Source organism: Flavobacterium rhizophilum (genome assembly GCF_046000485.1).
In the GTDB taxonomy this organism is placed as follows: Bacteria; Bacteroidota; Bacteroidia; order Flavobacteriales; family Flavobacteriaceae; genus Flavobacterium; species Flavobacterium rhizophilum.
Map to the genome: position 1 here is coordinate 132,763 of NZ_JBELQB010000001.1, position 22,067 is coordinate 154,829.

The 22,067-nt window shown below is 36.8% G+C and carries 21 protein-coding genes; 7 read left to right on the forward strand and 14 right to left on the reverse strand.

The genetic code is table 11. From position 1 onward, the window contains the following. The first annotated feature begins 227 nt into the window (after positions 1–227). A complete protein-coding gene (locus ABS768_RS00620) occupies positions 228–620 on the forward strand; it encodes an acyl-CoA thioesterase (protein ID WP_035131030.1) in 393 nt (130 codons plus the stop codon). Here ABS768_RS00620 and ABS768_RS00625 read toward each other — a convergent pair. From ABS768_RS00625 to ABS768_RS00635, 3 genes are all read right to left on the reverse strand, one after another. Beyond that, complete coding sequence (locus tag ABS768_RS00625) at positions 617–1,879, reverse strand: mechanosensitive ion channel family protein (RefSeq protein ID WP_408072929.1); 1,263 nt, start codon at positions 1,877–1,879, stop codon at positions 617–619. The genes ABS768_RS00620 and ABS768_RS00625 overlap by 4 nt on opposite strands. Continuing rightward, positions 1,880–2,167: a DUF3817 domain-containing protein gene (locus ABS768_RS00630; RefSeq protein WP_035131018.1), complete on the reverse strand. Its 288-nt coding sequence runs from the start codon at positions 2,165–2,167 to the stop codon at positions 1,880–1,882. A 128-nt stretch (positions 2,168–2,295) separates the two neighbouring features. Further along, a complete protein-coding gene (locus ABS768_RS00635) occupies positions 2,296–2,670 on the reverse strand; it encodes a hypothetical protein (RefSeq protein WP_408072932.1) in 375 nt (124 codons plus the stop codon). A 135-nt stretch (positions 2,671–2,805) separates the two neighbouring features. Between ABS768_RS00635 and ABS768_RS00640 the strand changes: the two genes are divergently transcribed. Beyond that, the gene (locus ABS768_RS00640) at positions 2,806–3,318 is read left to right on the forward strand and encodes a DUF6155 family protein (RefSeq protein WP_408072934.1); all 513 of its coding nucleotides are present in this window, start codon (positions 2,806–2,808) and stop codon (positions 3,316–3,318) included. Here the strand turns inward: ABS768_RS00640 and nfi are convergent, their stop codons facing one another. Then, positions 3,319–4,029, reverse strand: a complete 711-nt coding sequence (gene nfi / locus ABS768_RS00645) for a deoxyribonuclease V (RefSeq protein WP_408072936.1) — start codon at positions 4,027–4,029, stop codon at positions 3,319–3,321. A gap of 162 nt (positions 4,030–4,191) precedes the next feature. Between nfi and ABS768_RS00650 the strand changes: the two genes are divergently transcribed. After that, complete coding sequence (locus ABS768_RS00650; RefSeq protein WP_408072938.1) at positions 4,192–5,718, forward strand: DEAD/DEAH box helicase; 1,527 nt, start codon at positions 4,192–4,194, stop codon at positions 5,716–5,718. Here ABS768_RS00650 and ABS768_RS00655 read toward each other — a convergent pair. The 10 genes from ABS768_RS00655 to ABS768_RS00700 form a co-directional block, all read right to left on the reverse strand. Next, positions 5,715–6,935 (reverse strand): DUF763 domain-containing protein, encoded by a 1,221-nt coding sequence (locus ABS768_RS00655; protein WP_408072940.1) that lies wholly within the window; start codon positions 6,933–6,935, stop codon positions 5,715–5,717. The genes ABS768_RS00650 and ABS768_RS00655 overlap by 4 nt on opposite strands. A gap of 84 nt (positions 6,936–7,019) precedes the next feature. Then, the gene (gene nudK / locus ABS768_RS00660; protein ID WP_408072941.1) at positions 7,020–7,601 is read right to left on the reverse strand and encodes a GDP-mannose pyrophosphatase NudK; all 582 of its coding nucleotides are present in this window, start codon (positions 7,599–7,601) and stop codon (positions 7,020–7,022) included. A gap of 63 nt (positions 7,602–7,664) precedes the next feature. Next, entirely contained in the window at positions 7,665–8,420 is a 756-nt protein-coding gene (locus tag ABS768_RS00665) for a maleate cis-trans isomerase family protein (protein WP_408072943.1), read from the reverse strand. Positions 8,421–8,447: 27 nt separating this feature from the next. Continuing rightward, positions 8,448–9,365, reverse strand: a complete 918-nt coding sequence (locus ABS768_RS00670) for a fumarylacetoacetate hydrolase family protein (RefSeq protein ID WP_408072945.1) — start codon at positions 9,363–9,365, stop codon at positions 8,448–8,450. A 21-nt stretch (positions 9,366–9,386) separates the two neighbouring features. Then, on the reverse strand, positions 9,387–10,490 hold the full coding sequence (locus ABS768_RS00675; RefSeq protein ID WP_408072946.1) for a cupin domain-containing protein: 1,104 nt from the start codon (positions 10,488–10,490) through the stop codon (positions 9,387–9,389). 26 nt (positions 10,491–10,516) lie between these two features. Next, the gene (locus ABS768_RS00680; protein ID WP_408072947.1) at positions 10,517–11,488 is read right to left on the reverse strand and encodes a carbon-nitrogen hydrolase family protein; all 972 of its coding nucleotides are present in this window, start codon (positions 11,486–11,488) and stop codon (positions 10,517–10,519) included. Positions 11,489–11,502: 14 nt separating this feature from the next. Then, positions 11,503–11,931, reverse strand: coding sequence for an acyl-CoA thioesterase (locus ABS768_RS00685; protein WP_408072949.1), 429 nt, complete (start codon positions 11,929–11,931; stop codon positions 11,503–11,505). Beyond that, a complete protein-coding gene (locus ABS768_RS00690) occupies positions 11,932–13,548 on the reverse strand; it encodes an AMP-binding protein (RefSeq protein WP_408072951.1) in 1,617 nt (538 codons plus the stop codon). Between the two features lie 15 nt (positions 13,549–13,563). Next, positions 13,564–15,876 carry an oxidoreductase gene (locus tag ABS768_RS00695; RefSeq protein ID WP_408072952.1) on the reverse strand — a complete coding sequence of 771 codons (2,313 nt, stop codon included), beginning with the start codon at positions 15,874–15,876 and terminating at the stop codon, positions 13,564–13,566. Continuing rightward, positions 15,876–16,484: a flavin reductase family protein gene (locus tag ABS768_RS00700; RefSeq protein WP_408072954.1), complete on the reverse strand. Its 609-nt coding sequence runs from the start codon at positions 16,482–16,484 to the stop codon at positions 15,876–15,878. Before ABS768_RS00700 ends, ABS768_RS00695 begins: the two co-directional genes overlap by 1 nt. 331 nt (positions 16,485–16,815) lie before the next feature. Between ABS768_RS00700 and acs the strand changes: the two genes are divergently transcribed. The 4 genes from acs (at position 16,816) to ABS768_RS00720 (ending at position 22,067) form a co-directional block, all read left to right on the forward strand. Beyond that, a complete protein-coding gene (gene acs, locus ABS768_RS00705; RefSeq protein WP_408072956.1) occupies positions 16,816–18,723 on the forward strand; it encodes an acetate--CoA ligase in 1,908 nt (635 codons plus the stop codon). 47 nt (positions 18,724–18,770) lie between these two features. After that, positions 18,771–19,427, forward strand: coding sequence for a hypothetical protein (locus tag ABS768_RS00710; RefSeq protein ID WP_408072958.1), 657 nt, complete (start codon positions 18,771–18,773; stop codon positions 19,425–19,427). An 82-nt stretch (positions 19,428–19,509) separates the two neighbouring features. Next, positions 19,510–20,823: an AAA family ATPase gene (locus ABS768_RS00715; RefSeq protein ID WP_408072960.1), complete on the forward strand. Its 1,314-nt coding sequence runs from the start codon at positions 19,510–19,512 to the stop codon at positions 20,821–20,823. Next, on the forward strand, positions 20,820–22,067 hold the full coding sequence (locus tag ABS768_RS00720) for a tetratricopeptide repeat protein (RefSeq protein ID WP_408072962.1): 1,248 nt from the start codon (positions 20,820–20,822) through the stop codon (positions 22,065–22,067). The genes ABS768_RS00715 and ABS768_RS00720 overlap by 4 nt, the downstream gene beginning before the upstream one ends.

Below are 22,067 nucleotides of genomic sequence, written 5' to 3' on the forward strand. Positions count from 1 at the left end.
TAACTATGGTTTTAGGAGTGTTTAAACTATGCTTTTAATTTATAATACTATAAGAAGAACCTTTAGTAAAACGAGAGGTAAAAGTCTATATATACGTACCTTTGCAATATAAAATTAACTACTTAAACAAGGTTAATTTTAACGAAAACCTTTTAGGTTAAATATTGTTTTTAATTAGTATCAAAACAGTATAAAATTTAGATTTGTTTAAGTAAAAACTTACTACAATGAGATTCCACACAAGAAAATGGGTGAAACCCGAAGATCTAAATCCAAACGGAACTTTATTTGGAGGAAAACTATTGGCTTGGATTGATGAAGAAGCTGCCTTGTATTCTATAGTACAGCTTGAAAATCAGCGCGTAGTAACCAAGCATATGTCGGAAATTAACTTTATGAGCTCTGCAAAACAGGGAGATATTGTAGAAATAGGTATTGATGTAGTTCGGTTTGGAAATTCATCAATAGTACTAAAATGTGAGGTGCGTAATAAAATGACTCATGAAAAGATTATTACGGTAGATAATATTACTATGGTTAATCTGGATAGCTTTGGAAGGCCAAGCCCACACGGTAAAACCAAAATAGAATATGTAAAAGACAGGATAGCGAACCGTTAATGGTCGCCATCTGTCTCTACAAATACAGTATTATTATTTGACGGAAGTTCAAATATTTCCAAATCAAAGTATTTAACGGCAGCAATAACATGGTCAAATATATCGGCCATGATATATTCATAATTCACCCAACGTTTATCAGTCGTAAAAGCATAAATTTCAATAGGTATACCTTTTTCTGTTGGCTGTAAATGCCTGCACATCATAGTCATATCCTTATTGATAGCAGGGTGATTTTCAATATACTGGTTAATATATTTTCTGAATAAGCCTAAATTAGTCATATTACGACCATTTATCTGTATGCTTTTATCAACAGAATTCTGACTGTTAAACTTATCAATATCAGCCTGACGGTGATCTATATATGATTTTATAAGCTGAATCTTTTTAAGCTCTTCAATTTCATTTTCAGTAACAAACCTAACCGAATTGGTCTTTATAAGAATATGCCTTTTTATTCTTCGACCTCCTGAAGTTACCATCCCTCTCCAGTTCTTAAATGAATCAGATATCAGGCTGTAAGTAGGTAGGGTAGTAGTGGTATTATCAAAATTTCTAACCTTAACAGTAGCAAGGTTAATTTCAATTACGTCACCATCTGCTCCATACTTATCAATAGTAATCCAGTCACCAATACGAACCATATCATTCACACTAACCTGTATACTGGCAACAAACCCAAGTATCGTATCCCTGAATATCAATAATATAATTGCTGAAATAGCTCCTAAAGCACCTAGAAGAGTCTCTACTTTAAGACCAAACAGGGTAAGTATAATTGAAATACTGGCAAATAGCCATAAGATAATCATTAATACCTGTATATAGCTGTCAATTGGTTTGTCGCTATAAGCAGGCTTAGTTTTAAGGTAGTCCTTTAATGAATGTAATACACTACGTATAATCCACAGGAAAAGGAAAATTATGAATATATTCATTCCTTTTTCAAAGAAATTTTCCCAGTAGGTAAAACTCTTTAGCACAATTGGAATGGTTACATAAACGAAATAAGTAGGTACTAAATGAGCGACATACTTTGTAGCTTTATTTTCTACTAAAATATCATCAAAGGCAGTTTTAGTACGCTTTGCAAAAACGGTAAAAGCAGCAACAAGTATTCTTTTAGATATAAAATCAAGAATAAGTGCTACTATTATTATAACAATAATATTAATAACCAGATTGGCATAAGTAGCCGATGTACGACTAAAATCCAAATCCCTGAATAATTTGTATGCCCAGTTAAATATTTCCATTTATGAATTAGCCGATTCTTTAAAATATTTGTTTTCAATGTAAAAGGTACCAAAAGGTATAACAGAAGCCAAACATATTATAACAAATTTCTTTGTAGGCCATTTGTGTTCACTATTAAGCATAATAGCAAGAACTATGTAAGCAATAAAAAGGAAGCCGTGTATTGGTCCCATTATTTTTACAACCTGTTCCATTTCCATTGTATACTTTAACGGAACACCAATAAATAAAAGCGCTAAAAATGAAATACCCTCAAGGGTAGCTATAGTTTTAAAGAATTTGATCATAATGCTTAATTTTCCCGCAAAGGTAGTAATTAAGAATTGTTCTAAAAAGCCGAAAAAGTTAATTATGGGTAAAATAAAAAAAGCTGTTTGTTTCCAAACAGCCCTAATTATATAACCGATGTAAATTATTAAAATTCCTGTAATGCTTTATTATATTCCCTTAAGTCAAGCATGTTATTTTTATTACTTAAATCAGTAAATAGGGAAATAAGGTACTCCAAGCTTTCCATGTTGTTTTCAGTACTTACGGTGTTACCGTCTGTAATAAGTTCTGTTTCTTCATCTACAGGCTCATCATCAGGTATTGGTATTAAAAAGGCACCGTTTGCTTCAAGGTGTTCATACGTTAAACGTATTGCCTTTACTAATACAGGTACTTGTTCTTCAAGCGCATATTCACGCAGTTTTTTCAGGTCGGTTATTAGCGTCTCAGCAACAAAACCGTTTTTAAACAAATCAACCTGAATTTTCTTGATCAGTTTTTGTGCACTCGGATTCTCCACAGCTTAAAGTGATTTAGTTTTGAACTTGTTTAAGGATTGCAAAAATACTATTTTATCTAATTTTTCCATATCTTTTTTTTAAATAATTGCCAAAAGCCTTATTAAACCTTATTTTTGAGCGATATAAACCTATATATGAGCAAACGCGACCTTAAAAAATACCTCTCTCAACTCACTAAAAATCAGCTTGAAGAACAGTTTTTAGAAATTTACGACAAGTTTAGTGATGTTAAAACCTACTACGATTTTGTTTTTAACCCCAAGGAAGATAAGCTGGAGCAGGAGGCTAAACTGAAAATATCTAACGAATATTTTCCTGTAAAAGGGAAAAAATCAAAGATGAGAAGATCGGTTGCTCAAAAATACATTAAGCATTTTATTACGCTTGGAGCAGACCCTTTTATGGTAGCCGATGTTATGTTGTTTAATATCGAAATAGCACAAAGCTATTCTGCAGAGAAGTTTATAAAACAGGCTACCTTTTATAAAAGTATGCTTAATTCCTATAAACAGGCTGCCGATTATATAGTAGCTAACGGAATGGCTCCCGACTTTAAAACCCGTCTAAAAAGCATACATGACGAAGCTTTTGAACAGAAATGGGAAAACCGAAAGGAATTTGAACGCATTTACGATAATTTTGAATAATTATGTAAACAGGTTAGTTTGTATATCTGCTAAATGATACCCCGCTTTAAGTTTTCCTACCCTGAAAAGGTTGACTTTTTCATGTGCCAGGCGTGTAGGCTCGGGGATGCGGTGTTTAATAGTACATTGTTTCATTATTCGTAAAGAATCTTCTACAGATACTTTGTGACCCGGAGCAATATAAACAGGTTTTACATTTGTTTTTGTGCGCAGTGCGTAACCTAATAATTCACTCCCACTGTAAATAGGGCTGGTGCTAAATTTTTCATCTGCTAACGGATCATAACTGCCATAAAGCATACTTTTGGCACAACCTATTGTCTGAATATTTTTTAAAACACCAAAGTGAGAAGCAATTCCCATGCGTCTAGGATGGGTAATTCCCTGCCCATCTAAAACCAGTATATCGGGCTTTGCCGGAATTTGTTCCCAGGCCTCCATTAATGCCGGCACCTCCCTAAAACCTAAATACTGTGGTACATAAGGAAATTTTGTTTTCGTTTCGATTAATGAATAGGATTGCAAAACCATTTGCGGATAACTAAGTATTACTATACCCGCATAAACAGTATCACTATCTTTATTATGCGAAATATCGCCACCTGCTATAGTAGTAATATTTTTATTGTATGTTTGCAAAATCAACTTTTGCCTTAGTTCATTTTGAACAGCAGTAGCTTCTGCAATCGAAATGGCATTATAATTTAGCATATCACACCTTTAAAGAAGAACTTCTAAAATACAAATTAAAATTCCCCGTTTAATAGTGTATATTGCTAATGTTTCCTTAAATTAAGGGATTGCAAAAGTTTAAGATTTTTTAAACACAAAATAAGGCTCCAACCACCTTATTTTTGGTATTTATCGAACTGTATGGAAAGAGAAGTTAAGGAAGTAGACAGGAAAGAGCTGTACCAATATCAGAAAAACGATATAGATACGATTTTCGAAAAGTTTGAAGGTAAACCTGATAACTACCATCTGTTGTACCAGTTACCTACAGGTGGAGGGAAAACTGTAATCTTTTCTGAGATAGCACGCAGATACTTAGAAAAATATAACCGTAAGGTATTAGTACTTACGCACAGAATTGAGCTTAGTAAACAAACCTCAAAAATGCTTAAAAGTTTTGGGGTTAAAAACACCGTTATAGACAGTAGCGTAAAAGAACTGCCTTATGACAACGAATACTCGTGCTATGTAGCCATGGTAGAAACCTTAAACAACAGGCTTAAGGATAAAAAATTTCACATGAACGATGTTGGCCTTGTAATTGTCGATGAGGCACACTATAACTCGTTTAGGAAACTGTTCTCTTTTTTCAAAAAGTCTTTGTTTTTGGGAGTAACAGCTACTCCGCTAAGTTCAAACATCGATTTACCTATGTATGAAACCTATAGTGAACTGATAACGGGAGAACCTATTCAGTCACTTATAGATAAAGGTTATCTGGCTAAGGCAGCAATGTATGATTATGATGTTGAGCTTACATCTTTAAAGCTGGGTATTAATGGTGATTATACTGTTGCTTCGTCAGATGAATTGTATTCTCGCGCCGTTATGCAGGACTTATTGCTTCAGGCTTATGATTATCGTTCAAGAGGAAAAAAAACACTGATATTCAATAATGGTATATACACATCTCTGTATGTATATGAAACCTTTAAAGCTGCAGGATTACCTATTAAACACCTTGATAACAGGACGCCAGAATTGGAACGTAAAAAGATATTAAGTTGGTTTAAAAATACTCCTGATGCCATATTAACATCGGTTTCTATACTAACTACCGGTTTTGACGAACCTACGGTAGAAACCATTATACTTAACAGGGCAACACGATCATTAACATTGTATTTCCAGATGATAGGGCGTGGTTCGCGTAAACTTCCGGGGAAAGATACATTCACTGTAATCGATTTAGGTAATAATGCACAGCGATTCGGTTTATGGAGTGATCCTGTAGACTGGCATTATATTTTTAAAAATCCCGAATTATTCCTGGATAGTATTCGTACCGATGCTGAAATAGAAAGTCTTCACGTTTATACTATGCCTGAGGAGATAAGGAATAAATTTCCTAACTCTGACGATGTTGAATTTGATGTGGAGGATGAGTTTAAAGTTGCAGCCGAGTTAAAGATGAAGCCAAAATCGGTTATTGATAAATCGATAATGCAGCATGCACAAATGTGTGTTGAAAATAGTGAAACTATACCCGAAGCCCGTAAACTGGCCAAATTACTTGAACCTGATATTGAATACAGGGTTAAACAATATTCCAACCTACTTACAAGAACTACAAAAAATTACCGTGAATGGCTGATGGAGGATTACAGAACCCGCCTTAGTGCCAACATAGGTAAGCTATTTAGGAAATATGCTATGGAAGAAGATTAAAATAACGACAGCTGTCCTCCTGAAGAAGGTTTATCTTTTTTAGGAGGCTGTGCTTCTCCAAAAACTGTCCGTCCTCCATATTTATACGATTCATCCCTTTCTTTCTTAATTAAAGCGTCAAAATTATTATTAGGACTAAAGCCTTTCTCGGCCTCCCATGATATTTCAGAAAGCTTCCTAATAGCATGCATTTTATCACTATTACCTATTTTTGCTTTTTGAATAGCTGTCTGTAGGATGCTAATCGTTTCATCAAAGGTATTTACAGGCACGGGAAACGGATGTCCGTCTTTTCCGCCATGAGCAAAAGAGAAACGCGCAGGGTCTTCAAATCGGGTAGGGGTACCATAAATAACTTCACTTACCAATGCTAATGATTGTAATGACCGTGGCCCCATTCCTTTTAACATAAGGAGGCTTTCAAAATCTTCAGGCTTATTTTCATTAGCTACCCAAAGCATAGCGCCTAAACGTTTCATGTTTACGTCTTTCATACGCACATCATGATGGTTAGGCATAACTAAATAATTTATTTCCTTTAGTATTCTTTCAGGGTTTTCATTTGCAATAACTAATGACTTTTCTCTTGCCGAAGCTGCATTATGGGCTGTAAGGTTTAAAATTTCTCCTTTATTTTTACCATATATGAATGTATGGGGTTCATCAATAAATGATTGCAGGTCTTTTGAATGCCAATGGTACCTACGCGCCATAGCATTACTGTCGTTCATTCCTTGTTGTATAACGCACCAGTCTCCTTTATTAGTCACTATAAAGTTATGTTGGTATAACTGATACCCGTCCTGTATAGCTGTATTATCTACCTTAGCAGCAAGTTTACTGAAATTGGCCAGTTGAGAACCGTTCAGTCCGGTTTTGTAGCCTACAGCTAGCAATTCTTCCGGAGTTTTAGTGGAGCGCTTACCTTTACCGCCACAAATATAAATTCCTAACTCTTTAGCATGCGGATTTACCGAACGCTTTAAAGCGCCTAAAACTGAAGTTGTTATTCCTGATGAATGCGAGTCCATTCCCATAACAGCACCAAAGCTTTGAAACCAAAACGGATTAGAGAGTTTATTTATAGCCTCGGCTGCTGAAAATTCCATCACAATAGTTTCCATAATGGATAGCCCCAGTTTTGACATCCTTTCGGAAAGCCAAAGGGGTACATGTCCGTTATGTAATGGTAAATCTGCTGACCCGGAGTGTTTCATGGTATAAATTAAGAATATGTAAAAATACAAAACAGCCGTGCTTAAAAATGTTAAACACGGCTGTTTGTTTAAAGTTATTATGTTTTACATCAAACTGTTAATTTGTGCGTACTGTAGCAACATTATGGTTTTAGCGTCTTTTATTTCCCCTTTTTGTATCATTTCAATAGCTTCTGAAAACGGCATTTCAAGTACTTCAATATTTTCATGTTCGCCTTCAACACCACCTCCCTCACTGATTTTCATATCTTCTGAATAGGCTCCTGTGAAGAAATATATTATTTCGGTTACTGATCCCGGAGACATATATACCTCCATTATCTTTTTAACTTCGGTAATCTTATAACCTGTCTCTTCCTGCGTTTCACGTTTAATGCATTCCTCCGGATCATTCTCATCCAAAAGCCCGGCACAGGCTTCAATCATCATCCCGTCTGCATTACCGTTAAACCAGGTAGGTATACGTAACTGGCGTGTAAGTATCACAGTACCTTTTTCTTTGTTATAAAGAAGTATTACAGCCCCGTTACCGCGATTATACACTTCGCGCTCCTGTTGCTGCCAACTGCCATCCTGTAGCTTAAAATCGTATTTTACTTTGCGTAGTTCTCCCCAGTTATCAGATAAAATCTCCGAGGTTATTACTTTTATATTTTTTTCTTCCATATACCTAAAAATAAATTCCCCTCACTAGGAGGGGAGAATCAATTTCAAATATACTGATAAAATTTAGTACTTCCCGCTTAATAAAGCACCACCCATAGGTACTTTGGTATCTAATCCCAATTTTTTAAGCATTTCGTATGTAGTGCATACAGCTGCCGATGTTACAGGGATTCCGCTTTCTTTCTCAATAGCATCTATAGCCTCAAGAGAAGGCATTTGCACACAGGCAGAGGCTACAATAACATCTACACCTTCAAGATTAAGCCTTTTATAGATATCTAAAAGATTCTTAGGGTTTTGTGCAGCCACCTCAAGGTTATCCGGAATTTCAAGAGCTATGTAATCAACCACTTCAAACCCTTGGTGTTCAATATAATCAACAACCATTTCGGTAAGTCGTTTCATATAAGGAGTAATAACCGCTACTTTTTTAGCGCCTAATACTTTTAGTCCGTTTATTAGGGCACCGGCACTTGTAACAACGGGGGCAGGAGCATCATTTTTAACGGTTTCCTCGTGTAAGTTGGTTTCCGAAACACAGTGGTAACCACGCCCCATGCTCATAATAGCAACAAGGCAGGCATATCCCATAACATCTACACGTGCATCAGATAGCTCCTGAGCACATTTTAGGCTCTGGGCATCCATTGCTTCCAGTTCTTCTTTTGTTACTTTTTTCATTCTCATTCTGCTGGAATGGAATGTAAAACGTTCTGGCGCTATGGTTTCACGAGAACGTAACAGTGCAGGTATTTCTGTTTCCATAGTTACATTTGAACTTGGAACTATCTGACCTATTCTATATACTTTATTACTCATTATTTAAAGTTATACTTTAAGTTTTAATTATAAGCTTTCAGAGTCTACAATGGTATTCTTAAGCGTACCAATTCCTTCAACGGTAGCCTCAACCACATCACCTGGCCACATAAACTCCTGCGGAGTTCTACCTGCACCAACACCAGCTGGTGTACCCGTAGCGATTATATCTCCGGTTTCAAGTGTAAACACGGTACTCAAATCATGAATCAGATCGTTTATATTAAACAACATGAATTTAGTATTTGAGTTTTGCTTTTCAACTCCGTTAAGTTTAAGGGAAAGATTAAGATTGTGCGGATCCTTTATCTCGTCCTTAGTTACCAGTACAGGCCCCATAGGAGCAAAGGTATCCTGACCTTTAGATACAATCCATTGTCCTGCACGACGACAGTCTCTTGCACTAATATCGTTGATAATAGTATAGCCATAAACGCAATCAAGAGCATTTTCTTTAGCAATGTTTTTTCCGCCTTTACCTAAAATCACAGCAAGTTCTACTTCATAATCCAGCTGTTGGGTTACTTTCTGGTTATGGATAATATCTGTTTCAGGTCCGGTTACGGCTGTCGTAGGCTTAGTAAATATAACAGGTTGTTGCGGAAGTTCTTTTGAAGTATCCAGTGAACGAGCCGATTCTGCCACGTGTTCCGTATAGTTAAGCCCGATACCAAAAATGTTTTTCCTTGGTCTTGGTATAGGGGCAAGGAGTGTAGCGTTTGCCATTGGTATAGAACATTCTTCCAGTTCCTCTTTAGTTGCAGTATTTAATAACCGAACTGCCTGCTTTATTCCGTTTTCACCTAAATCAATAAAATCAAGCATATTGTTAGGAAGCGGACTCTGTTTTAAATGCCCCAGTTTTTCGGCATCAATTATCATATTATCTTCAATAAATCCAAGGCTTGATGCCGTATGGTTTATTCTGTAAGTAACTAATTTCATTATTGTTTGTTTGTAATATTATTATTCAACTGTCTGGAAACCGTCCGGATGTGCTTTTTCCTGATATAACCCCAGTGATTCTATCACAGGTAAATCATTAAACGAGAACAGGCATGCATCTTCTGTTTCAGAAAGGTTTACATGCTCGTGATATACCCACGAAGGTACGCAGAAAATATCTCTTTCTTTCCAGTCATAACGCTTACCGCCTATAATAGAGTAACCTTTTCCTTTAGCACACTGATATACAAATGAGCCTGTGTGTTTGTGGGCTTTAGTATGCTCTCCCGGGCAAAGCATTTGTATAGATGCTCCCATTGTCTGCATTACATGTCCTCCGGTTACAGGGTTGCTATAATGCATCAGTACACCATCATAAGGTGAACCCTCATTAACTTTTGCAGCTTCCTGTAGCGCAGGGTATACCTGTTTCCATGAATATTTAAAAAGGGGAGAGTAAGGCTTATTCCATTCCTGATCGGCTGGTACAAGTCCTGCACCTCCATAAGTTAGCGGAGAGAAGTTAACCGGTTTTTCAAGTGGTTGTTTACCATCAAGAACGGCATAGTCGTTAGCTTCGAGTGCATTTACAAGCGGAATATCAAGTCCGTCCTGCCAAATACAGGTTTTTCCGCCTTCTTCAACACCGTGCTCATGCCACGTACTGTTTGGGGTGATAACAAAATCGTTAACTTCCAGCATTATCTTATTACCATCTACAACTGTATAACCACCTTCACCTTCCATAATAAAACGAAGGGCAGAGGCCTTATGGCGGTGAGCAGAGGTACTTTCTCCCGGTCTTGTTACCTGAATACCGGTGTAAAGCCAACCTACGGCAGCACTTACATCTCTACGTTTATCATTTACAAGGTAAACCACGCGTCTTCCGGCCTGTTCGGGAGTTACGAGTTCAGATGATTTTAAAACCAATTCTCTTAAATCCTCATAGCGCCATAACATAGGTACCGACGAAGGTTTTGGTTCCCATGGTTCAATATCGTTTGCTACGGTCCATAAAGCACCGGCGCCAAGTTTGTTTAGTTCGGCATAGTAGGCTTCTAATTCCGGAGTGTCCTGTACTCTTGCACGGCCCAGTACACTGTCATCGTATTTTGTATCCATACTAATATAGTTTTTAAGTTGAATGTTTATTCTTCCTGATTATCAGTAAAAGTTATATTCTTTTTAGGAGCAGTATTTACTTTTAGATCAAATATGTCAAAGCGATTATAGTGTCCTAATATATCGTGCATTTGTTTCGGCTGTATACACTTTGATAAATCAATATCAGCATAAACAATACCTTCATCATCAATAAGCGGTTCTCCTATTACCGCACCATTAGGACCAATGATACCCGAGAACGCACTGTTTTTTCTGGTTAAGAGTTCTTCCACATTAGGAACATCCTCTTTCATTACGTCCATTATTTCCTGAGTAATGGTAGAACAGGATACAATTGTAAACAGCTTCCCTTCAAATGAGTGTGCCGCTGCCCTTATCTTAATAGCTTCTGCCATATTATAATCAGGCGGGGCAACAGGTAGCGAAATATAATTGGCTATATGTATAAGTTCTCCCTGAGTAAGCAGTGTAAAACGTGCTAATGTATTGGTATTTTCTCCACAGGCCAATGTACCTATAGGTCCTATTTCTGTATTATACACTTTAAGAGACGAGCCGTCTCCTCCTGTCCAGGTAAGCTTTTCAGCCCAGGTAGGGACAAGTTTCCTGTGTTTACCTACCAAATTACCTTTGTTATCTATTATAAGATTAGTATTATATAATTCACCAAGGCTTTGCCCGCGCTCATTTACACCAATAACTACGTGGCAATTATGTTCTTTTGCAGCTTCACAAATTCTGGCTACTTCAGGTCCGGGTACAGCTATAGAGTTTTTATATAAAACTTCATACCATTTACTTCCCTGCACAGGAGTCATTATCCAGTTCCAATAGGGGTAGCCGGCAACAAATACTTCCGGAAAAGCAACCAGTGACGCTCCGTTACCCGATGCTTCCGCAATAATAGAACAAGCCTTGTCTACCGTAGCTTCCACATTAAGAAAAACAGGAGCGGCCTGTACGGCAGCAGCTTTAAATTTTGGTAATTCTAACATTATATTCCGAATTATTAATTCTCTGATTTATATCTCTCCAATACAGTTCGCATAGTATCTGTAAACGGACTCGCTTTTATATCACCTCTGTCGTTCAGGAAATCAACTTTTACAAGTGTAACTTCACCTTCAAGACAGGTAGAACCATCTTCATGCTCAAACTTAAATCCACAGACCATAGATGACCCGCCAATATTTTTTAGCCAAAGGTATTTAGTAAGCTCATCGCCAAGACGTGCAGCTTTTTTAAACTGTATTTTTAGGTCAACAGTAGGTATGCCGCCTGTTTTATGTATGTTTTTAAAGGGAAGCTCTAATGCCTCTTCATAAAAATCTTCCACAAGGCAGTTTAGCATTTCCAGAAAACGCGGGTAAAAAACGATACCTGCATAATCCACATGCTGAAAACGTACTTTCTCTTTCTTTATAAATGCTTTTTCCATTTATGCCTGAACTGTATTTTTTAATTTGAATCGTTGTATTTTTCCTGTTTCTGTTTTAGGTAATACATCGACATATTTTATTTCTCTTGGGTATTTATAAGGGGCTGCAACTTCCTTAAACCAATCCTGTATGGCTTTGGTAAGTTCGTTACAGGCTTTATTTTTATCTTTTAACACAAGGTAGGCACAAACCAGCATACCTCTGTTTTCATCCGGTAACCCCACTACGGCACACTCCGCCACATCACTGTGTGTAATAAGTACGTTTTCAACCTCAATAGCCGATATATTATACCCTGAAGAGATAATCATATCATCTCCACGAGCCACAAACCAAAAATATCCGTCATCATCCTTTTTAAAAATGTCTCCGGTAATATTCCAGCCGTTTTGCACATATTGCTGCTGTTTCTCTGGGTTATTAAGGTATTTACATCCGGTTATACCACGCACGGCAAGCCTTCCCGGAGTACCATTTGGAGCTTCATTTCCATCTTCATCTACAATCATAGCTTCATAACCTCTTATAGGTAATCCCGTAGCGCCGACACGCATGTTCTCCTCATTAGATGAAATAAAGATATGAAGTATTTCTGTAGAACCTATACCATCTATAATTTTCAGTCCGGTTGTGTTATACCAGTCTTCCCAAACCTTTGCAGGAAGGGTTTCTCCGGCAGAAACACATTTTCTAAGTGACGAGATATCATATTCGTTTGCCTTTTGTGTAAGTATTCTCCAAGCAGTAGGAGCTGTAAAGCATACTGTTATCTTATAATCCTGAATAGCCTGTAGAAGCAGGTCAGGAGATGGTTTCTCTATTAAAAATGTAGATGCACCAAAGTAAAAAGGGAATAGAACCAAACCACCCAAACCAAAGGTAAATCCAAGTGGCGGGCTACCCGTAAAAACATCATTTGGAGTAGGTTGTAAAGAGTATTTAGGGAATGCCTCACATATCAGTAATATATCCTTATGGTAATGTGAAGTCATTTTTGGCTTTCCGGTAGTACCCGAAGTGAAACCTATGATAGAAAGAGAGTCAGCTTTTGATTTGTAATTGCTAAATTCCTTTGGTTGTTGAGCCATTAGTGTTTCCAACTTGGAAACTCCTTGTCCCGAACCATCAAAAGTAATAACCTGTTTCAGAAACGGACTCTTAACTGCCATCATTTCATCTTCAAGGCGGTAATCACAAAAAGCATGAGATATTTCGGCACTTTCAATCATTACACTGAGTTCCTTTTCACGAAGTAAAGGCATAGTCGCAACCACAATACCACCCGCTTTAAGCACAGCAAACCAGCAGGCAACATACATAGGATTATTTGCCGATCTTATAAGTACTCTGTTACCCGGAACCAATCCCATATTTTCAACCAAAACATGCGCAATCTGGTTTGACTTTTCATACAGGTCCCTGTAAGTCCATTGCATATCAAAAGTCCTAATAGCTATTTTATCGCCATTACCTTCGGTAATATGTCTGTCAAGCAGTCTTTCTACACAATTCAAATCTTCAGGAAACTCAAAATCAGGATGTCCTGTAAAGCATTGTGCCTGTAGTTCGACAACAGGTAAATGGTCGTGTGCAAAATTATCTTCGTAATGTTTCATTGCTGTAATGCTTAATTACTTTTTATGCGTTAATGGTTTTAATGCCTTTTTCATACCCTCGAGCATTTTACGTTCTCCTCCACGGTATGGATATAGGTGTGATGTTGCAAAAGAGTAGGGTTTAGGTATACCTAAATCTTCCAGATTATCAGCTTTATGCTGTTCGTATGCCTGTGCATTCCTTACAAAAGAAGGGTCTAACAGTAATGTTTTACCCAGAGCAACCAAATCGGCTCGCCCGTTTAAAAGTATTGTGTTGATTTGGTCTATATCCTGAATGTATCCGGCTGTAATGGTAGGTATATGTACTGTATTCCTAACCAGATCAGAGAATGGTGTTTGCCACATCCTGCCCACAACCGGTTTTTGATTTGCAACTGTTAACCCTGTAGATACATTTATTATATCGGCTCCGGCATCTTTAAATGCTTTTGAAACAGCGATTACATCGGCTTCGGTTATACCGTTTTCAGCCCAGTCACAGGCCGAAATACGTACACTCATAGGTTTACCACTATTAAAAGCAGCTCTCATTTCTGTAAATACCTTTATAGGGAACTTAAGTCTGTTTTCAACACTGCCGCCAAATTCATCTGTACGAGTATTGGTTAAAGGTGAAAGGAAAGAAGCCAAAAGGAAACCATGATGTGCCTGTAGCTCAATCATATCAAACCCTGCCTTATCAGCATTTTGGGTAGCTGTAACAAACTCTGAAGTTATGATGTCCATATCCTCCTGAGTCATTTCTGCCGGAACAGCCATTTTATCATTAAATGGAACAGGGGAGGCCGACATGAGCCCCCATGCATTATCAAGGGGTTCGTTATTGCCTTCCCAAGGGAACTTAACAGCTCCTTTTCTTCCTGAATGTCCTATTTGAATTCCAATTTTAGCAGAACTGTTTAAATGAATAAAATCAGTTACCCTCTCCCATGCTTCAACCTGCTCATTGTTCCATATACCCGGACAACCAAGGGTAATTCTACCTGTTGGTGAAATAGCTGTAGCTTCGGTTAAAATAAGTCCTATACCACCCACAGCCCTTGAACCATAGTGCATAAGATGCCAGTCGTTAACAAGTCCGTCAACAGCAGAATACTGTTCCATTGGGCTCATAACTATCCTGTTTTCCAGTTTTACATTCCTTAATTTGTAGGGTGTAAAAGCCGGAGAGGTTAGTAGGTTTTCGTTTCCTGCATTAGTATTGAATTCTGCTAATACTTTTTTAGGAAAAGACGGATCACGTAGTGCAAGATTTTCAAAAGTTACCTTTTTAGCCCTTGTCATTACACTAAAGGCAAACTGCATAAAGTCATGCTGTATATGCCTGTCCATATTTTGGAACCATTCCAGAGATACATTAGCAGCATGCTGAATCACTTCAACACGATTGCGGCGTAATTTCTCATAGTTCTCAAAAACAGCTTTGATGTCAGTTTTATGTTTTATTACCGAATCGGCAAGTGCTATAGCACACTCCATTGCCAGTTTAGTACCCGACCCGATAGAGTAGTGGGCCGTAGCTTTTGAATCCCCGAGTAAAACAATATTAGCGGCGCTCCATTTTTTATTGGTAATAACAGGGAACTGCCTCCAGTGTGACCTGTTAGTTATTAGCGGATGACCATCTAGTTCTTCCTTAAAAATCTCTGATATTTTATTAATGGTATCCTGCTCATCTGTAACACTAAAACCAGCTTTATTCCATGTTTCATCAGTCGTTTCAAAAATCCAGGTACTCATTCCTTCTTCATACTGATAGGTATGTGCTACAAAAGTACCATGAGGTGTTTCTCTAAAGAAGTAAGTAAAAGCATCCAGTGGTTTTGTAGACCCCATCCATATAAAGCGATTGCTTTGCAGTTCTATATCAGTTCCGAAATCATCAGCAAACTGCTCACGTATTGCACTGTTAATACCATCGGCAGCCACTATAATATCTGAATCCTTAAACTGGGATATATCATCCACATTGGCTTCAAATTTAAGGTTAACACCTTCTTCAAGGCATCGTTGCTGTAAAAGCTGTAATAATGTTTTACGGGAACAACCACAAAAACCGTTTCCTGTAATACGTACTTTTTCTCCGTTTCTGGCTACATCAAGTTCGTCCCAGTAAGCAAAACGGTTTCTGATCAAATCATACGATTTTGGATCGCGGGTAAGGAATTCACTAAGGGTTTCGTCCGAAAATACCACTCCAAAACCAAAAGCATCATCTGCCTTGTTACGTTCATATACTGTTATATCACAATCAGGGATTGCCTTTTTTGTAAGTATCGAAAAATATAAGCCTCCGGGGCCACCGCCTACAACTGTTATTTTCATTATTGAGGTCTTTTTATTGAGAATATCTCTCCCAGTTTTGCATAGTTAGAGCCTGCCAGTCGGGCAATAGGCCTGTATATCTCCTGGTTAATCTTGTAATTATCAAGCATTACGCTTTCATCTATATGAAACATCACTACACGACCTATCATAATGGTAGCACCACCATGTTTGTGGTCTTCAAGTGAGTAATGATGCACTAGTTCGCATTCAAAACTTATAGGGCTTTCCAGTACCCTAGGAGCTTTAACTTTAGAACAGTGAGCCTGTGTCACTCCTGCATAATCAAATTCATTTACATCAGGCGGTAGCGTAGCCGAACTGTTGTTTACAGCTTCTGCCAGGTCTTCTGTAGCCATATTAACCACAAACTGTTTTGTAGTCAATACATTATTTAAGGTGTCCTTATTAGAGTTTCCGGGTCTTACTGTAGAAAACATCACATGTGGCGGATCTTCACCTACAACATTAAAAAAGGAGAAAGGCGCCAGATTTGGAACACCGTTTTCACTTATTGTGGAAACCCAGCCGATAGGTCTTGGTATTACCGATCCGCTTAGTATTTTATAAACTTCGCTTTGGGTTATATTTAAAGGATCAATTATCATTAGAAGTGTAATATTTACTGCAAATAAAAGAAAAAATTATTATCAAATTTTACAGATTTGTGTTATAAAAACATATTTTATATAAAAATATCTAATATTTACGTTTTATTAGGTTATTATTTTACTGATTAACAGCAAATTTATAATTTACATATTTCTTAAAAAAATATATTTAAAATTATATAGTATATAAAAATATCAACTTAAAAATATATTTTTTGCTTTATCAAAAAAATGAAGGAAAATATTTAAAAAGCCATAGGGCAATAATCTTATTATTGTATTTTTGTTAGTGTCGATATGACACTTATTAACCTAAACCGCAAGAAAAATGAGTTACTATCAGATAAAAAGTCTGGAACAATACTTTAAACACTATAACAAGTCTATAAGAGAACCACGAAAATTTTGGGATAAAATTGCCGACGAAAACTTTACATGGTACCAAAAATGGGATAAGGTTGTAGAGTTTGATATGCAGGAAGCGGAAGTTAAATGGTTTCTTAATGCAAAGGTTAACATTACTAAAAACTGTATAGACAGGCATTTAGCCAAAAGAGGCACCAAAACAGCCATTATATTTGAGCCTAACAATCCTGATGAGGAAGCACAGCATATAACCTATAATGAACTTTATGAAAGGGTTACAAAAATGGCAAATGTACTGCGTGAGCAGGGGGTCAAAAAAGGGGATAGAGTATGTGTATATCTACCTATGATTCCTGAACTTGCTATTACAATACTGGCCTGTGCACGTATTGGTGCTGTTCACTCTGTAATTTTTGCAGGTTTCTCTGCTTCGGCAGTAACATCAAGAGTACTTGATTTACAATGTAAACTGGTAGTAACCTCAGATGGTGGTTTTAGAGGAAACAAAACCATCGATTTAAAAGGTATTATTGATGAAGCTCTTGAAAAATGTCCTTGTGTAGAAAAAACATTGGTTGTTAAACGTACTAATAGTAAGATTAACATGAAAGAGGGTAGGGATTACTGGTTACAGCCTCTTCTTGACAATGCCCCTGCAAATAATGTTGCAGAAATAATGGATGCAGAAGATCCTTTATTTATCCTGTATACATCGGGTTCTACCGGTAAGCCAAAAGGTATGATGCATACTACTGCAGGGTATATGGTTTATTCTGCTTATACTTTCAAGAATATATTTAATTATGAAGAAAATGATGTGTACTGGTGTACTGCCGATATTGGTTGGATTACCGGACACTCATATATAGTATACGGTCCGTTATTAAATGGAGCTACTACTGTTATATTTGAAGGAGTACCTTCATATCCTGATTTCGGACGCTTTTGGGAGATTATAGACAAGCATAAAGTAACACAGTTCTATACAGCGCCAACAGCTATCCGTTCATTGGCAAAAGAGAATTGGGAATGGGTAAATAAATATAATTTGTCATCCCTTAAGGTTATCGGTTCTGTAGGAGAACCTATAAATGAAGAAGCCTGGCACTGGTATAATGACCATGTAGGAAAGAAAAAATCTCCTATAGTAGATACATGGTGGCAAACAGAAACAGGTGGTATCATGATTTCACCTATACCTTTTGTAACCCCAACAAAACCTACCTATGCCACATTACCGTTGCCAGGAGTACAACCCGTACTTATGGATGAAAGACGTAATGAGATTGAAGATAATCAGGTAGTGGGTAGTCTATGTATTAAATTCCCCTGGCCGGGTATGGCAAGAACCATTTGGGGAGATCATCAGCGATTTAAAGAAACTTATTTTACAGCTTTCCCAGGTAAATACTTTACGGGAGATGGTGCTCTTCGTGACGAAGTGGGGTATTACCGAATTACAGGTAGGGTAGATGATGTTGTTATCGTTTCAGGTCACAATCTTGGTACAGCACCTATTGAGGATGCTATTAACGAACATCCTGCAGTGGCAGAATCGGCTATTGTTGGATTCCCTCACGATGTTAAAGGTAATGCTCTTTATGGCTTTATTACCCTTAAAGAATCAGGTGAAGACAGAAACAGGGATAACCTGCGAAAAGAGATTAACGAACATATATCAAGCCACATTGGTCCAATTGCTAAACTGGATAAAATCCAATTCGTTTCAGGTTTACCTAAAACGCGATCTGGTAAGATTATGAGACGTATACTAAGAAAAATTGCTGAAGGTGACTTCACTAACTTCGGCGATACTACCACATTACTAAACCCTGAAATTGTAGATGAAATAAAAAAAGAAAGAATATAGAATAACACAAATCCAACTAAAAAACTAAACAACCACCAACCAAACTAATGAACAAACACTTTTTATTGCTATTGCTGCTTATATCCTTCAACGGATTTGGGCAGCGATATGAGTTTGATACCTTTACAGAGTATCAATTCATTAAAACTGAAAAGGCTGATGCCGAGAAAACTTTTGAATTTTCCAACTCAAAAGATAATAGTTACATACTCTCGGTACTGGATAAAGGCAAACAGGTAACATTAACATTCCTGCATGCTTCCGGACAAAAAGCCGTTTTGAAAATGGATAAAACCCATTTTTTTGATGAGGAAGACCTTATTGTAAATTGTTCTTCTACAGAGAAACAGGATTTGACATCGGCTAAAAATGCCGTAGTGAGCTTTGATTTTCAAAAGCTTAACGATACTATAATAAAAAAAGATACGCTGCAGCATTATGTAATAAGGACTGTAGATAAAAAAGCCGAAGAGGAAATAGGAGAGAGGCACTTTATAATTCAAAAAAGTACCGATTTCCACCTGCCTAATATAACACCGGGTACCATTCCGTATTTTTGTTGGGCATCGGGTAAAGATTTACCAAGCGGTTTATTCAGGCAAACCTATATTGTTAAAAACAGTGAATCTATCGAAAAAATGGTTCTCGTTAAATATGAGAAATTTAGAAAGATTCTTGTTTTAGAACGGGGATGCCAATATTAAATTTAAAATAATTGATTTGTGTTATTCTTTTTAGCTTACTTTTAAGCTACATAGAATAGAGTAAAAAGATAGAGTAATAAGTATGGATGATTCCACTATAAATAATTTAAGGGAGGCCTTAAAATATTCACCCGATAATATCCCTTTAAAAATACATTTAGCCGAAAGCCTTTTGGCGCTTAACCGTTTTGAAGAAGCCGAGAAGGAGTATAAAGAACTTTTAGGAATGCAGGACAATTCGGTAATACGTTTGGGTCTTGCTACTACCTATTACAAGCAAAAACAATATGCTACCTGTAGTGTTATACTTGAAGATTCATTAAGGTTATACCCAGATAACGTTAACCTACTTGTATTGTATGCCAAAACACTTTTAAAAGAAGACATGCATGCACAGGCAAGAGAAACCTATAAGCATGTACTGGAACTTGTGCCTGCTTTTAGAGATGAAGAACTTGATGCCGAACTGCGTGCAGGGAACATACAGATTACTGAAGATGAAATTGATGAAGAGTCTGACTTCCATAAATTTTTAACTAAACCTACTATAAGCTTTAAGGATGTAGGAGGGATGGATAAAATAAAGAAGGAAATTGAACTTAAAATCATTCATCCGCTTAACCACGCCGATTTGTATAAGGCTTATGGTAAAAAAACAGGTGGAGGAATTTTGTTATATGGTCCTCCCGGGTGTGGTAAAACCTATATAGCAAAGGCTACCGCAGGTGAAATTAAGGCTAATTTTATTAGTGTAGGGCTTAATGATATATTAGATATGTGGATTGGTAACAGTGAGAAAAATCTGCATGAAATTTTTCAAGTTGCCCGACAAAATAAACCCTGTGTGCTATTTTTTGATGAAATAGATGCTCTTGGAGCCAGTAGGAGTGATATGAAAAACTCGGGTTCAAGGCACTTAATAAATCAGTTTTTACAGGAATTAGACGGTATAGAGTCTGATAACGATGGGATACTTGTACTTGGAGCTACAAATGCACCGTGGCACCTGGATCCGGCTTTTAGAAGACCGGGTAGGTTTGACAGAATAATTTTTATACCTCCTCCGGATGAGGAAGCCAGAGAATCTATTTTTGAAATTAAACTGAAGGATAAACCTAAAGAAAATATTAGTTATAAAAAACTCGCAAAATCAACTCCCGATTATTCGGGGGCAGATATTGAGGCTGTTATAGATATATCTATTGAAAGTAAACTGGAGGAGTCTTTTAAAACAGGAATCCCCGAACCTATTAAAGATAAAGATATAAGTAAGGCTATTAAAGTCCATAAAGCCAGTACTAAAGAGTGGTTTGTATCTGCCAGAAACTTTGCTTTATATGCTAATGAATCAGGGCTGTATGATGATGTTTTATCTTACTTAAAAATTAAAAAATGATAACCGACGGTTTAATTCAAAAAGCAGCGCTATTATTACAGCAGGGAAGGTATAGTGAAGCAGAAAATATTTTAGGACAATTACTTACTCAAAATCCTAACGATATTGATACGCTTACGCTGTTAAGTGAAGCAAATTTTCAGCAAAAAAAATATGATAAAGCAGAAGAGTTAGTTAATAATGCTATTGCTTTAAGTCCTGATGAGAGTTCACTTTTTTATCTAAAATCAAGGATTTATCTTTATAAAGATGAATACAGGGAAGCCGAGAAATATGCTAATACAGCTATAAGCTTACTTCCTGAAGATGAGAATAATTATGTTATACTGTCGAATATATTATTGGCTCAAAAGAAATTTCAGGATGCACTTGATGCAGCCGACAGGGCTTTAAGTTTAGCTCCCGATAATGTATTTGCATTAAACATGAGGAGTACTGCCTTGCTAAAATTAAATAATAAAGATGAGTCTTTCAGAACTATTGAAGAGGCTTTACACGAAAATCCTAACAACCCACACACACATGCAAATTACGGATGGGGATTGCTGGAAAAAGGAGATAAGAAAAAGGCATTAGAGCATTTTAGTGAAGCTTTAAAAAATGATCCTGACAACAGTTTTGCCCAAGCCGGTATGGTTGAAGCGCTTAAAGCAAGATTTGTTTTTTACAGATTGTTTTTAAAGTATTCTTTCTGGATGTCAAATCTTACCTCTAAATATCAATGGGGTGTTATTTTAGGTTTTTATTTTGGGACAAAATTTCTACAACGTATAGCGTCAAATAACGAAACATTAAGACCATTCCTTATACCAATAATAGTACTATTGGCTTTATTTGCTTTTTCTACCTGGATAATAGGGCCTGTAAGTAATTTATTTCTACGTCTTAATTATTATGGTAAACATCTTCTTAGCAGGGAGGAAAAAATGTCATCGTCACTTGTTGGTATATTTTTAGGAACGTCAATACTAAGTGTTATAGGTTATTTTATAAGTAAAGATCAGGCTTTTTTAATACTCGCCATATTTACTTTTACCATGATGATTCCGGTTGGTAAAATATTCAATCAACCCAGAAATATATTTGTTGGCTACAATATTATAATGTTCTTACTGGGAGGTTATGTTGTATTCCAAACTTTTGTAAATCACATAGTGCCCGATAATATAGCTATAATATACTTTTTCGGTTTTCTTGCTTTTCAGTTTCTTGGAAACTATTTTTCTATCAATCGTAAAAACTGA

Excerpts from the sequence above, each read along its gene's own strand:
- ABS768_RS00620 (WP_035131030.1), top strand. The coding sequence starts at position 228 with ATGAGATTCCACACAAGAAAATGGGTGAAACCCGAAGATCTAAATCCA.
- ABS768_RS00625 (WP_408072929.1), bottom strand. The coding sequence starts at position 1,879 with ATGGAAATATTTAACTGGGCATACAAATTATTCAGGGATTTGGATTTT.
- ABS768_RS00630 (WP_035131018.1), bottom strand. The coding sequence starts at position 2,167 with ATGATCAAATTCTTTAAAACTATAGCTACCCTTGAGGGTATTTCATTT.
- ABS768_RS00640 (WP_408072934.1), top strand. The coding sequence starts at position 2,806 with ATGAGCAAACGCGACCTTAAAAAATACCTCTCTCAACTCACTAAAAAT.
- nfi (WP_408072936.1), bottom strand. The coding sequence starts at position 4,029 with ATGCTAAATTATAATGCCATTTCGATTGCAGAAGCTACTGCTGTTCAA.
- ABS768_RS00650 (WP_408072938.1), top strand. The coding sequence starts at position 4,192 with ATGGAAAGAGAAGTTAAGGAAGTAGACAGGAAAGAGCTGTACCAATAT.
- ABS768_RS00655 (WP_408072940.1), bottom strand. The coding sequence starts at position 6,935 with ATGAAACACTCCGGGTCAGCAGATTTACCATTACATAACGGACATGTA.
- nudK (WP_408072941.1), bottom strand. The coding sequence starts at position 7,601 with ATGGAAGAAAAAAATATAAAAGTAATAACCTCGGAGATTTTATCTGAT.
- ABS768_RS00665 (WP_408072943.1), bottom strand. The coding sequence starts at position 8,420 with ATGAGTAATAAAGTATATAGAATAGGTCAGATAGTTCCAAGTTCAAAT.
- ABS768_RS00670 (WP_408072945.1), bottom strand. The coding sequence starts at position 9,365 with ATGAAATTAGTTACTTACAGAATAAACCATACGGCATCAAGCCTTGGA.
- ABS768_RS00675 (WP_408072946.1), bottom strand. The coding sequence starts at position 10,490 with ATGGATACAAAATACGATGACAGTGTACTGGGCCGTGCAAGAGTACAG.
- ABS768_RS00680 (WP_408072947.1), bottom strand. The coding sequence starts at position 11,488 with ATGTTAGAATTACCAAAATTTAAAGCTGCTGCCGTACAGGCCGCTCCT.
- ABS768_RS00685 (WP_408072949.1), bottom strand. The coding sequence starts at position 11,931 with ATGGAAAAAGCATTTATAAAGAAAGAGAAAGTACGTTTTCAGCATGTG.
- ABS768_RS00690 (WP_408072951.1), bottom strand. The coding sequence starts at position 13,548 with ATGAAACATTACGAAGATAATTTTGCACACGACCATTTACCTGTTGTC.
- ABS768_RS00695 (WP_408072952.1), bottom strand. The coding sequence starts at position 15,876 with ATGAAAATAACAGTTGTAGGCGGTGGCCCCGGAGGCTTATATTTTTCG.
- ABS768_RS00700 (WP_408072954.1), bottom strand. The coding sequence starts at position 16,484 with ATGATAATTGATCCTTTAAATATAACCCAAAGCGAAGTTTATAAAATA.
- acs (WP_408072956.1), top strand. The coding sequence starts at position 16,816 with ATGAGTTACTATCAGATAAAAAGTCTGGAACAATACTTTAAACACTAT.
- ABS768_RS00710 (WP_408072958.1), top strand. The coding sequence starts at position 18,771 with ATGAACAAACACTTTTTATTGCTATTGCTGCTTATATCCTTCAACGGA.
- ABS768_RS00715 (WP_408072960.1), top strand. The coding sequence starts at position 19,510 with ATGGATGATTCCACTATAAATAATTTAAGGGAGGCCTTAAAATATTCA.
- ABS768_RS00720 (WP_408072962.1), top strand. The coding sequence starts at position 20,820 with ATGATAACCGACGGTTTAATTCAAAAAGCAGCGCTATTATTACAGCAG.